The organism is Pseudomonas granadensis, from assembly GCF_900105485.1.
GTDB lineage: Bacteria > Pseudomonadota > Gammaproteobacteria > Pseudomonadales > Pseudomonadaceae > Aquipseudomonas > Aquipseudomonas granadensis.
This window is the reverse complement of sequence record NZ_LT629778.1, coordinates 5,574,475-5,586,360: the sequence shown is the minus strand read 5'-3', so window position 1 is coordinate 5,586,360 and position 11,886 is coordinate 5,574,475. Positions and strand designations below refer to the sequence as shown.

The following is an 11,886-nucleotide window of genomic DNA, read 5'->3' as shown; positions in this document are numbered from 1 at the left end:
TGTTACATGGCAGGCGCAAAAGAGATTCGCAGTAAGATTGCGAGCATCAAAAGCACGCAAAAGATTACCAGCGCCATGGAAAAAGTGGCGGTCAGCAAAATGCGCAAGGCACAAATGCGCATGGCTGCTAGCCGTCCTTATGCGGAGCGTATCCGCCAGGTAATTGGGCATCTGGCCAACGCCAACCCGGAATACCGCCACCCGTTCATGATCGACCGCGAAATCAAGCGCGTCGGTTATGTCGTCGTGAGCAGTGACCGTGGTCTGTGCGGCGGCTTGAACACCAACCTGTTCAAGGCCCTGGTCAAGGACATGGCGGTAAACCGCGAAAACGGCGTCGAGATCGATCTGTGTGTCGTTGGTAGCAAGGGTGCGGCCTTTTTCCGCAACTTCGGCGGTAACGTCGTTGCAGCTATCAGCCACCTGGGTGAAGAGCCGTCGATCAATGATCTGATCGGCAGCGTCAAGGTGATGCTGGATGCCTACCTGGACGGCCGTATTGACCGCCTGTCCGTGGTGTCCAACAAGTTCATCAACACCATGACGCAACAGCCTACCGTGGAGCAGTTGATTCCGCTGGTGGCCACGCCGGATCAGGATCTCAAGCACCACTGGGACTATCTCTACGAACCGGATGCCAAAGAGCTGCTTGACGGCTTGATGGTCCGTTACGTCGAGTCGCAGGTCTACCAGGCGGTGGTCGAGAACAACGCGGCTGAACAGGCTGCGCGGATGATCGCGATGAAGAACGCTACCGACAACGCCGGTGATTTGATCAGCGATTTGCAGCTGATCTACAACAAGGCGCGTCAGGCTGCGATCACCCAAGAGATCTCGGAAATCGTCGGCGGCGCTGCCGCGGTTTAACGGTTCAAATATTCAGAGGATCCAGCTATGAGTAGCGGACGTATCGTTCAAATCATCGGCGCCGTTATCGACGTGGAATTTCCACGCGACAGCGTACCGAGCATCTACAACGCGCTGACTGTACAAAGCGCGGCCGCAACCACTCTGGAAGTTCAGCAGCAGCTGGGCGACGGCGTGGTTCGTACCATTGCGATGGGTTCCACCGAGGGCTTGAAGCGCGGTCTGGAAGTCAGCGACTCTGGCGCAGCCATTTCCGTACCGGTCGGTAAAGCGACCCTGGGCCGGATCATGGACGTCCTCGGCAACCCGATCGACGAAGCTGGCCCGATCGACACCGAAGAGCGCTGGGGCATTCACCGTCCTGCACCTTCGTTCGCCGAGCAAGCGGGCGGCAACGACCTGCTGGAAACCGGCATCAAGGTTATCGACCTGGTTTGCCCGTTCGCCAAGGGCGGTAAAGTCGGTCTGTTCGGTGGTGCCGGTGTAGGCAAAACCGTAAACATGATGGAACTGATCCGTAACATCGCCATCGAGCACAGCGGTTATTCCGTGTTCGCCGGTGTGGGTGAGCGTACTCGTGAGGGTAACGACTTCTACCACGAGATGAAGGACTCCAACGTTCTGGACAAAGTGGCACTGGTTTACGGTCAGATGAACGAGCCGCCGGGAAACCGTCTGCGCGTAGCCCTGACCGGCCTGACCATGGCCGAGAAGTTCCGTGACGAAGGTAACGACGTTCTGCTGTTCGTCGACAACATCTATCGTTACACACTGGCCGGTACTGAAGTATCCGCACTGCTGGGCCGTATGCCTTCGGCAGTAGGTTACCAGCCGACCCTGGCTGAAGAGATGGGCGTTCTGCAGGAACGTATCACTTCGACCAAGGAAGGTTCGATCACTTCGATCCAGGCGGTATACGTACCGGCGGACGACTTGACCGACCCGTCGCCAGCGACCACCTTCGCCCACCTGGACGCCACCGTCGTTCTGTCCCGTGACATCGCTTCCCTGGGTATCTACCCGGCGGTAGATCCACTGGATTCGACTTCGCGCCAGCTGGACCCGAACGTGATCGGCCAGGACCACTACGACACCGCTCGCGGCGTTCAGTACGTTCTGCAACGTTACAAAGAGCTGAAGGACATCATCGCGATCCTGGGTATGGACGAGCTTTCGGAAGCCGACAAGCAGTTGGTTAACCGTGCTCGCAAGATCCAGCGCTTCTTGTCGCAGCCGTTCTTCGTGGCTGAAGTCTTCACCGGTGCTTCGGGTAAATACGTTTCCCTGAAAGACACCATTGCTGGCTTCAAAGGCATCCTCAATGGTGACTACGACCACCTGCCAGAACAAGCGTTCTACATGGTTGGCGGCATCGAAGAAGCGATCGAGAAAGCCAAGAAACTGTAATCCCGGCGCCCGGCAACGGGCGCTAATTTAGGTTGAGGCAATCAGATGGCTATGACAGTCCATTGCGATATCGTCAGCGCGGAAGGGGAAATCTTTTCCGGCCTGGTCGAGATGGTGATTGCGCACGGTGCACTGGGTGATCTTGGTATCGCTCTGGGTCACGCGCCGCTGATCACTAATCTCAAGCCGGGTCCGATCCGCCTGATCAAGCAAGGCGGGGAAGCCGAGGTGTTCTACATCTCCGGTGGTTTCCTCGAGGTTCAGCCGAACATGGTCAAGGTGCTTGCCGATACTGTGCAACGTGCCGCCGACCTGGATGAAGCTCAGGCTCAGGCAGCTCTCAAGGCTGCCGAGAATGCCCTGAACGAAAAAGGCGCGGACTTCGATTACGGCGCCGCTGCCACACGTCTGGCCGAGGCTGCAGCTCAACTGCGCACCGTCCAGCAGATCCGCAAGAAGTTTGGCGGTTAATCCGTCAGCCGCTTGTTGTGCGATTGATAAAAAAGGGTAGCCTCGGCTACCCTTTTTTCTTTTCCGAATTCCCGAAAACCGGTCGCAGTCGCTGACCACCCAGGATTGGTAGCCAGTCATGTCTCTTGAAATCGTTATCCTCGCGGCCGGCCAAGGCACCCGCATGCGTTCTGCCTTGCCGAAGGTGCTGCACCCGATTGCCGGCGACTCCATGCTGGGTCATGTTATCCACAGCGCCCGTCAACTGGACCCGCAACGTATTCATGTGGTGATCGGTCACGGCGCCGATGTGGTGCGTGAGCGCCTGGCGGCCGACGATCTGAATTTCGTCCTCCAGGACAAACAACTCGGTACCGGCCACGCCACGGCACAAGCAGTGCCGTTCATTACTGCCGACACCGTGTTGATCCTTTACGGCGACGTGCCGTTGATCGAAGTCGAAACCTTGCAGCGTTTACTCAAGCACGTGGTGCCTGGTCAGATGGGCTTGCTCACCGTCGAACTCGACGACCCGACCGGTTATGGCCGCATCGTGCGTGATGCCGACGGCAAGGTGGCCGCCATCGTTGAACACAAAGATGCCAGCGAAGCCCAACGCGCGATAACCGAAGGCAACACCGGCATTCTCGCCGTGCCGGCCAATCGCCTCGCGGATTGGATGAGCCGCCTGTCGAACAACAACGCCCAAGGCGAGTACTACTTGACCGACGTGATCGAAATGGCGGTCAGCGATGGTCTGGTGGTAGCCACCGAACAACCGCATGACCCGATGGAAGTGCAGGGCGCCAACGATCGCAAGCAACTGTCCGAACTCGAGCGTCATTACCAGATGCGCGCCGGTCGTTGTTTGATGGCACAAGGCGTGACCCTGCGTGATCCGGCACGTTTTGATGTGCGTGGTGAAGTCACTGTCGGTCGAGACGTGCTGATCGATATCAACGTGATCCTCGAAGGCAATGTGGTGATCGAAGACGATGTTGTCATTGGCCCGAATTGCGTGATCAAGGACAGCACCCTGCGCAAAGGCGTGGTGATCAAAGCCAACAGCCATATCGAAGGTGCGATTCTCGGCGAAGGCAGCGATGCCGGACCGTTCGCGCGTCTGCGTCCTGGCACCGTGCTTGAAGCTCGCGCGCATGTGGGTAACTTCGTCGAGTTGAAAAACGCTCACATGGGCGAGGGCGCGAAGGCGGGTCATCTGACCTATCTGGGCGATGCCGAAATCGGTGCGCGCACCAACATCGGCGCCGGCACCATCACCTGCAACTACGATGGCGCCAACAAGTGGAAAACCGTGTTGGGTGCGGATGTGTTCATCGGCTCAAACAATTCGCTGGTTGCGCCTGTGGATATCTCCAGCGGGGCAACCACCGCGGCCGGTTCGACGATTACGCAAAATGTGGATAAGGCGCAGCTGGCTGTCGGGCGGGCGCGGCAGAAAAATATCGATGGCTGGAAGCGGCCGGTAAAAATCGAAAAATCCTGAGTTATCCACAGTTCTCAGGTAGCCCGCTCGTGAAAGCGTTTGATCAGGTGTACTAACTAGCCTGAGAGACCCCTTCGCGAGCAGGCTCGCTCCCAAACAAATTGCGTCATTTTCTGAATTTTTCTCGCAACGGCTTGACGGCATTGTTTCGATAGGTTTTGATTGCTTACGTTATCTTTCGAATCGAAACATAAGCCGCCATGTCGAAACGCAATACGCCCCAGCGCCGCCACAACATCCTCGCCTTGCTCACCGAGCGGGGCGAAGTCAGTGTGGATGAACTGGCGAAGCGCTTCGAAACCTCCGAAGTTACGATCCGCAAGGATCTGGCCGCGCTCGAAAGTCATGGTTTATTGCTGCGCCGTTACGGCGGAGCAATCACCATGCCTCAGGAACTGGTCGCGGAAACCGCGCAAAATGTCTCCAGATACAAGCAGGCGATTGCTCGCGCCGCGGTTCAGCGCATCCGCGAACACGCGCGGATCATCATCGACAGCGGCAGCACCACCGCCGCAATGATTCCTGAACTCGGCCAGCAGCCGGGTCTGGTGGTGATGACCAACTCCCTGCACGTCGCCAATGCCTTGAGCGAGCTTGAACACGAGCCCGTGCTGCTGATGACCGGCGGCACCTGGGATCCGCATTCGGAATCCTTTCAGGGGCAGGTCGCCGAGCAGGTACTGCGCTCCTACGATTTTGATCAGTTGTTCATTGGCGCCGATGGCATTGATCTGGTGCGCGGGACGACCACCTTCAACGAACTGCTCGGTCTGAGCCGGGTAATGGCTGAAGTGGCGCGCGAAGTCATCGTCATGGTCGAGGCCGACAAGATCGGCCGCAAGATCCCCAACCTGGAGCTGCCGTGGAGCAGCGTCCATACCCTAATTACCGACGATCGCCTGCCCGATGAGGCCCGCGATCACCTTCAGGCCCGCGGTATCACCGTGATTAGCGCGGCTGTCAGTCAGGAGAAATAAACATGTGTGGAATTGTCGGCGCAGTGGCAGAACGTAATATCACCGCGATCCTGCTCGAAGGCCTCAAGCGCCTTGAATACCGCGGCTATGACAGCGCCGGTGTGGCGGTGTACACCAACGACGCAATGCTTGCGCGCATGCGCCGGCCGGGCAAGGTCAGTGAGCTCGAAGCGGCGCTGACCGAGCATCCTCTGGCCGGTCGTCTGGGCATCGCTCACACGCGCTGGGCAACCCACGGCGCACCTTGCGAACGTAATGCTCACCCGCATTTTTCCGGTGACATTGCGGTGGTGCACAACGGCATCATCGAAAACCACGAAGCGCTGCGTGAACAACTGAAGGCACTCGGTTACGTCTTCACTTCCGACACCGACACCGAAGTCATCGCCCACCTGCTCACCGAAAAGCTCAAGCATCAGCCAGACCTGACCGTTGCGCTCAAAGCCACCGTCAAGGAACTGCACGGCGCTTATGGTCTGGCCGTGATCAATGCGCAACAACCGGATCGTCTGGTCGCTGCGCGCAGTGGCAGTCCGTTGGTGGTTGGCCTGGGTCTGGGGGAAAACTTCCTCGCTTCCGATCAACTGGCGCTGCGCCAGGTCACCGACCGCTTCATGTACCTGGAAGAAGGCGATATCGCCGAAATTCAACGCGACAGCGTGCAGATCTGGGACGTCGACGGTAACGCCGTCGAGCGTCAGACCGTGCAGTACACCGACGGTGCCGAAGCCGCCGACAAAGGCGAGTTCCGCCACTACATGCTCAAGGAAATTCACGAGCAGCCAGCAGTGGTGCAGCGCACCCTCGAAGGCCGCCTGAGCAATGATCAGGTACTGGTGCAAGCGTTCGGGCCGCAAGCCGCCGAGCTGTTTGCCAAGGTGCGCAATGTGCAGATCGTCGCCTGCGGCACCAGTTATCACGCCGGCATGGTTGCGCGCTACTGGCTGGAAGAACTGGCCGGCATCCCGTGCCAGGTCGAAGTCGCCAGCGAATTCCGCTACCGCAAGGTGGTGGTGCAGCCGGATACGCTGTTCGTGACCATCTCGCAATCGGGCGAAACCGCCGACACCCTGGCCGCACTGCGCAACGCCAAAGAACTGGGCTTCCTCGCCAGCCTGGCGATCTGCAACGTCGGCATCAGTTCGCTGGTGCGCGAATCCGACCTGACCCTGCTGACCCAGGCCGGCCGCGAAATCGGCGTTGCATCGACCAAAGCCTTCACCACGCAATTGGTCGGCCTGCTGCTGCTGACCCTGTCTTTGGGCCAGGTTCGCGGGACGTTGGCCAAAGGCGTTGAGGCCACGCTGGTGGAAGAGCTGCGTCGCTTGCCAACCCGCCTGGGCGAAGCCTTGGCGATGGACAGCACCGTGGAAAAAATCGCCGAACTGTTCGCCGAGAAGAACCACACCTTGTTCCTCGGTCGCGGTGCGCAATTCCCGGTGGCGATGGAAGGCGCCTTGAAACTCAAGGAAATCTCCTACATCCACGCCGAAGCCTACCCGGCCGGCGAGCTCAAACACGGCCCGCTGGCGCTGGTGGATAACGACATGCCGGTGGTCACCGTTGCGCCGAACAACGAACTGTTGGAAAAGCTCAAATCCAACCTGCAGGAAGTCCGCGCCCGTGGCGGCGAACTGGTCGTCTTCGCTGATGAGAAGGCCGGGATGACCAATGGCGAAGGCACCCACGTTGTGCAAATGCCGCACATCCACGACATCCTCTCGCCGATCCTTTACACGATCCCGCTGCAGTTGCTGTCGTACTACGTCGCGGTGCTCAAGGGCACGGATGTGGATCAGCCGCGCAATCTGGCGAAGTCGGTGACGGTGGAATAAGTTATCCACCGCTAAAAAACAGATTTCCAAGCAATGCCAAAGCCCCTGATTTCAGGGGCTTTTTCTATTTAACGGCGTCCACCGGATGACCGAATAGGCGTTGCGCAATTATCGATGGCGAAGAGCGGGTTGTGGTGAGCACGGCTCACCACAACCACCGACAATAAATCTCTCGCACTTGGGCAGGTGACAAAGATACTCCGTTAAACCACCGCGCCAGCCGTGGCGGGTTCACCGTCGACCACTACGTTGTACGGTGCCTGTTCGCGATCACGCAGACCGTAATCGCGAATCACCGATGTCACGCGCACGCGGTAGTCATCGAAGATTTTGTCGCGTCCGGCGCGCTGTGCCGACAGGTGGGCTGTCACGTTGCGCCACTGCACCACGGCCTCCTCATCGCGCCAGGTGGTGACCGACATCACCTTCTTGGGGTTGAGCGTGCTTTGAAAGCACTCAACGGAGATAAACCCCTCCATGGGTTCAAGCAGCGGGGTCAGCTTGTTGACCAGGTCAACATAGGTCTCGCCCTGGCCTGGCAGTGCCTGTAACTCAAACAAAACGACAATCATTTTTGATTCCTCATCCTTGATATTTTTCAGGTGGTTTACACGGTGCAAATGCGCTGGGCAGGTGCCCGATCGCTATCAGTGTTTTATCGGGGTGCCCAGGTTGTTCAGCCAGGCCCGCATGACGTGGCTCGCGGCGCGGGTCAGGCGGTCGCCGAGGTGAAGGGCCTCGCTGCGCAACGCAACAGGGTCGATGCCGGCTTGTGCCAGCTCGCTGGCATGACCAACCAGCCATTGCTCGATGTTGGCGGTATCGGCTTCGAGGTGAAATTGCAGGCCGAGAATCGTGTTGCCCACGGCGAATGCCTGATGCGCACCTACCGGGGTACTGGCCAGCAGCACAGCGCCTTCTGGCACATCGAACTGGTCGCCGTGCCAGTGCAGCACGGGGGTGTCCATCAGCGCGGCGAGCGGCGAGTCTTGACCGGCCGCGGTCAGGGTCAACGGTGCAAAACCGATCTCCTTGACCCCCATCGGGTAGACGTCGGCCTGCATGGCCCGGGCGATCAATTGCGCACCGAGGCAGATGCCCAGCAGGGGATTGCCGGACGCAACGCGCTGGCGCACCAGTTTCAATTCGTCGTGCAAAAACGGATACAGCTGCTCGTCATAGGCTCCAATCGGGCCGCCGAGTACGATCAACAAGTCGGCCTGCAGCACCGGCTCGCTGTAAATGGCGTCGACCGTGGGGTCCAGGTAAATCAGCGTATAGCCTGCTTCGGAGAGAACGATATCCAGGGTGCCAACGTCTTCGAAGTGAATATGGCGCAATGCAATGGCAGTTTTCATGGAAAAAACCAGTTGTTGAAGTAAGGACGGTACGTGTTCATACCGTGGTGGAGAGGTCGACCTTGATCGTCCCGGATTGCGGGAAGGTGCAGCAGGCGAGGGCGTAGCCGTCGTCCTTGTCCTTGTCCGTCAGGCAAAAGTCGGGTTCAAGGGTGTAGTGACCCTCCGATACTTTCAGCCGGCAGTGACCGCAGATGCCGGTGCGGCAAAGGCTGCGTACCTCGATGCCACCGGTTTCGAGCATCTCCAGCAAACTCTTGCCGGCGGCCGGCTCCAGCACCTGATCGTTGTGGTTCAAGTGCAGGCGCAGCGTCGCGTCGGCTTGAGCCTGCGGCTGAGCGGCGGAGGCCGGCGCGGCCGGTGGCGTGAATGACTCGATGAGCAAGCGGCTCGCGGGGAACATGGCCAGGGTGTGCTCGCGCATGTCCTGGGCGAAGCCATGGCTGCCGCAGATAACCACGCGGTCGGGGTTACCCAGCCGACTCAGGTCCTGGACCTCGGGGCGACCGGCGATGAAGTGTCCGTTGTTGTTGACCGCTTCGCGGGTTACGAACACCCGCAAGGAGAACCACGATGTGGTCAGCTCAAGCTCCAGCAACTCCTGTAGAAACGAAATCTCGGCGATGGACGGCACACACAGCAGCAGGCTCACATCGGGCACCGCCAATCCACGCTGCGCGCGCTCGGCCAGACCCCGCAGCAATGCAATCGGCAAGGTGATGCCGATGCCGCCGGCGAGCATGCCGACCTGGCGGCAACCCAGAACCGACTCCAGCGAAATATCACCGGCGACAAACTGCATCGCGGTGGTTGAGCCGGCTTGCAGCGTAGCGTGCAACTGGTCCGAAACCCCGCCATGGCCTTCACGCTTGACCGCAATGTCGAACCGGTCAACGCCATGCTTGCGCGTGATCGAATACAACCGTTGGTGATAGATGCCCGCCATGTCCGCGGCGTGCAGGGCCACGTGTCTGCCTGCCTCCAGGCTGTCGAGGAATTCGACGGGGGCGTCCACCGCGCGCAGGGTGAAGACTTTTACGTTGGCCGTTTCAGTGCTTACGTGTTCGCACAGGGCCGTGAAGGATGCCATGCCGTTCATGCGCGGGCCTTCTCGCCCAGGGTTTCAATGGCATGCTCGGCACTGCTGAGGCCGTTGCCGGTCAAGCCGATCCGGTCTATCAGGGCTTCGAGCGAGTCGGTGTAGACGCTGATTTCGTTGTTGTCGCCCACATCACGCACGATCTCGCCGGCGTGGGGGAAATCCAGCATCGAAAACACGGTGGACCAGGCGCCCATTTCGTTATTGACGAACATCTGCACCGTGCGCAGGATGATCGCGCGCAGGTACACGCGTTCCTTGCGGCTCAGGCCATTGACGATGTCGGAAGCGACGAAGCTGAAGACGCTGGAATGGCTCCACTCGTCCATGGCGTGGGTACGCGTGACCTCATGGCACACCGCCTGAATGCTGGCGTCCTCGGCCATGGTCTTGAGGTAGTCGGTGATCAGCGTTTCGCTGGCACACGCGACGCCGAAACGGGTCAGGCGTCGCTCCCATTCGGCAGTGCAGTTGGCCAGGAGCGCCTCGCGCCAGGTCACCAGGTTGAACGCGCTGAAGTCCAGCGGGGTGAGTTTGCGCATGTCATAGATATAGTTGCAGGCCATGATGGACATGCGCGTGTGCAGGGCTTCGTCGAGCAGTGCCTGAGACATCACGTCTTGCAGCAGGGCGCGGTTGTTGCTCGGCGGCGGGGTCTTGATAATGTCCTCGCAGGCCGGCACGACCACGTTGCATTCGATGTAGATAGTCTTGAGGTTGTAGATGCCCCACGCATACGACAGACATTTGGATTGCAGGTCCTGGGGGGCTTCGAGCCAGGCCTGGTGATGACGAAACGGTAACAGCGACAGACTGAAGTCGTGCTTGTCGGCATCGAAGGCGAGGCCCCAGTAGTTCGGTTGCGGGTTGTTGACGGCCGCGCGGGTTTTCCAGAGCGTGGAGAGTTTGGCCAGCATGTTTTTTACTACGTCATCGGTACCACAATTCAAACGTTCCATGTTTTTAACTCCAAGGGAATCGGCTGTTGGTGTTGGGGTTTACCGTGCAGTCCTTGCAAAAATAACGAGTCCGCACAAGCGAGGGGTGCAGCGCAATAAATGCGGGACGGCGCCCTTCAAGTCTGCGGCAAAAACATCTGGCGGTTATTGATTCAGGTCACTTGAATGCCACTTGGAGGGCCGCCATTTTTCGAGTCCTGGCCATGGACCGCTCCTGTATCAGGGTCAGTACAACGGTCAGGCACATGAAGGCGGCGCTGGCCCAGAAAATGGCGTTGGGCTGATCTTGGTCGAGCAGCCAGCCGAACCCGACTGGCCCGATGGCGCCACCGATGTTGAAGCCGGTGGAGACGATGCCGAAGGTTTTGCCTTCGGCACCCTTCGGAGCAGCCGCCCGTACCAGCATGTCGCGGGACGGTGCGATCACCCCGGTCAGGAAGCCCGCAGCCCCCAGCACGATCAGCAGTGCGGGCGCGCTCAAGCGTGCCGTGGCGACCAGCAGCATCAGCACGGTGGCCAAGGCAAACGCGCTGGCTGCGACTACGCCATGGCGGCGGGTCCGGTCGGCCAAGGCTCCCCCTGCCAGTACGCCGAAAGCGCTGGCAAAGAGGAAAGCGGTCAACGCCGAGTTGGCCCAGGTCAAGGCCACGCCCTGGCCTTGCATCAGGGCGGCGACCGAGAACTTTTCAATCGCGCCGGTGCTCAGGTTCAGCAGCACGAACAACAGGGTCAGGCTGAGCACCATAGGCGAGAGCAGCGACAGGCGACTGGCGCCGATGGGTGTCGGGTCTGCGGCGCGATACTCGCGAGTGACTCGGGCCAGTGCGGAGCCTGGGATCAACAACAGCGCCAGCACGAAAAAGCCCACCAGGGCGGCCGCCGCGAAGGCCATGGGCAGGTTGCTCGCCACCGCGATACTCAGCAAAAACACCGGGGCCACGGCCGCGCCAAGGAACCCGGCAAAGGTATGCACGGAGAACGCCTTACCGATGTGGGCGGGGTCAACGTGGCGCGACAGCAGGGCGTAATCGGCCGGGTGATAAATGGCGTTGGCGACACCGGCCAGCGCCATGCCGATCAACAAACAGGTGTAGCCGGGCAGGAGCGCAATCAGCAGGAAACTGCTGCTGCCCAGTGCCAGCGCGACGCACAGCAAGTGTCTGGCACCGTAGCGGTCCACGGCAAACCCCATGGGTGCCTGCACCAACGCCGTGACGATATTGAACAGGCTCAACGCCAGGCCCAGCTCCACATATTCCACGTTGAAAAAAGCCGGAAGCAGGGGGAATAGCGCCGCCAGCACCATGATGTGCAAATGACTGACAAAGTGTGCGGCGGCGACCTGAGGCAGCAACCCGATACGAATCGTCATGGCGAAACCCGTGTAGTGAGCATGGCAAATCCGGCGCAGAGCTTAATGAGGCGAT

Annotated in this window: 11 protein-coding genes; 6 read left to right on the top strand and 5 right to left on the bottom strand. The window is 59.7% G+C overall.

The genetic code is table 11. From position 1 onward, the window contains the following. Positions 1-6: 6 nt before the first annotated feature. From atpG to glmS, 6 genes are all read left to right on the top strand, one after another. Entirely contained in the window at positions 7-867 is an 861-nt protein-coding gene (gene atpG / locus BLU52_RS24960; RefSeq protein WP_007911960.1) for a F0F1 ATP synthase subunit gamma, read from the top strand. 27 nt (positions 868-894) lie between these two features. Further along, on the top strand, positions 895-2,274 hold the full coding sequence (atpD, locus tag BLU52_RS24955) for a F0F1 ATP synthase subunit beta (protein WP_090287822.1): 1,380 nt from the start codon (positions 895-897) through the stop codon (positions 2,272-2,274). A gap of 45 nt (positions 2,275-2,319) precedes the next feature. Then, on the top strand, positions 2,320-2,745 hold the full coding sequence (locus tag BLU52_RS24950) for a F0F1 ATP synthase subunit epsilon (protein ID WP_016772407.1): 426 nt from the start codon (positions 2,320-2,322) through the stop codon (positions 2,743-2,745). A 118-nt stretch (positions 2,746-2,863) separates the two neighbouring features. Further along, positions 2,864-4,231, top strand: a complete 1,368-nt coding sequence (gene glmU, locus BLU52_RS24945) for a bifunctional UDP-N-acetylglucosamine diphosphorylase/glucosamine-1-phosphate N-acetyltransferase GlmU (RefSeq protein ID WP_090287821.1) — start codon at positions 2,864-2,866, stop codon at positions 4,229-4,231. Positions 4,232-4,431: 200 nt separating this feature from the next. Further along, the gene (locus BLU52_RS24940; RefSeq protein WP_090287819.1) at positions 4,432-5,208 is read left to right on the top strand and encodes a DeoR/GlpR family DNA-binding transcription regulator; all 777 of its coding nucleotides are present in this window, start codon (positions 4,432-4,434) and stop codon (positions 5,206-5,208) included. A gap of 2 nt (positions 5,209-5,210) precedes the next feature. Then, positions 5,211-7,043, top strand: coding sequence for a glutamine--fructose-6-phosphate transaminase (isomerizing) (gene glmS / locus BLU52_RS24935; protein ID WP_090287818.1), 1,833 nt, complete (start codon positions 5,211-5,213; stop codon positions 7,041-7,043). A gap of 203 nt (positions 7,044-7,246) precedes the next feature. Here the strand turns inward: glmS and BLU52_RS24930 are convergent, their stop codons facing one another. From BLU52_RS24930 to BLU52_RS24910, 5 genes are all read right to left on the bottom strand, one after another. Beyond that, positions 7,247-7,615, bottom strand: coding sequence for an antibiotic biosynthesis monooxygenase family protein (locus tag BLU52_RS24930; protein WP_090287817.1), 369 nt, complete (start codon positions 7,613-7,615; stop codon positions 7,247-7,249). Between the two features lie 75 nt (positions 7,616-7,690). Next, positions 7,691-8,401 carry a glutamine amidotransferase gene (locus BLU52_RS24925; protein WP_090287815.1) on the bottom strand — a complete coding sequence of 237 codons (711 nt, stop codon included), beginning with the start codon at positions 8,399-8,401 and terminating at the stop codon, positions 7,691-7,693. Between the two features lie 37 nt (positions 8,402-8,438). After that, the gene (locus BLU52_RS24920) at positions 8,439-9,491 is read right to left on the bottom strand and encodes a 2Fe-2S iron-sulfur cluster-binding protein (protein WP_231987992.1); all 1,053 of its coding nucleotides are present in this window, start codon (positions 9,489-9,491) and stop codon (positions 8,439-8,441) included. Between the two features lie 5 nt (positions 9,492-9,496). Next, positions 9,497-10,459, bottom strand: a complete 963-nt coding sequence (locus tag BLU52_RS24915) for an AurF N-oxygenase family protein (RefSeq protein ID WP_090287809.1) — start codon at positions 10,457-10,459, stop codon at positions 9,497-9,499. 157 nt (positions 10,460-10,616) lie between these two features. Continuing rightward, positions 10,617-11,831: an MFS transporter gene (locus BLU52_RS24910; RefSeq protein WP_090287807.1), complete on the bottom strand. Its 1,215-nt coding sequence runs from the start codon at positions 11,829-11,831 to the stop codon at positions 10,617-10,619. Positions 11,832-11,886: the final 55 nt, after the last annotated feature.

Excerpts from the sequence above, each read along its gene's own strand:
- BLU52_RS24950 (WP_016772407.1), top strand. The coding sequence starts at position 2,320 with ATGGCTATGACAGTCCATTGCGATATCGTCAGCGCGGAAGGGGAAATC.
- BLU52_RS24920 (WP_231987992.1), bottom strand. The coding sequence starts at position 9,491 with ATGGCATCCTTCACGGCCCTGTGCGAACACGTAAGCACTGAAACGGCC.
- glmS (WP_090287818.1), top strand. The coding sequence starts at position 5,211 with ATGTGTGGAATTGTCGGCGCAGTGGCAGAACGTAATATCACCGCGATC.
- BLU52_RS24910 (WP_090287807.1), bottom strand. The coding sequence starts at position 11,831 with ATGACGATTCGTATCGGGTTGCTGCCTCAGGTCGCCGCCGCACACTTT.
- BLU52_RS24915 (WP_090287809.1), bottom strand. The coding sequence starts at position 10,459 with ATGGAACGTTTGAATTGTGGTACCGATGACGTAGTAAAAAACATGCTG.
- atpD (WP_090287822.1), top strand. The coding sequence starts at position 895 with ATGAGTAGCGGACGTATCGTTCAAATCATCGGCGCCGTTATCGACGTG.
- BLU52_RS24940 (WP_090287819.1), top strand. The coding sequence starts at position 4,432 with ATGTCGAAACGCAATACGCCCCAGCGCCGCCACAACATCCTCGCCTTG.
- BLU52_RS24930 (WP_090287817.1), bottom strand. The coding sequence starts at position 7,615 with ATGATTGTCGTTTTGTTTGAGTTACAGGCACTGCCAGGCCAGGGCGAG.
- BLU52_RS24925 (WP_090287815.1), bottom strand. The coding sequence starts at position 8,401 with ATGAAAACTGCCATTGCATTGCGCCATATTCACTTCGAAGACGTTGGC.
- glmU (WP_090287821.1), top strand. The coding sequence starts at position 2,864 with ATGTCTCTTGAAATCGTTATCCTCGCGGCCGGCCAAGGCACCCGCATG.
- atpG (WP_007911960.1), top strand. The coding sequence starts at position 7 with ATGGCAGGCGCAAAAGAGATTCGCAGTAAGATTGCGAGCATCAAAAGC.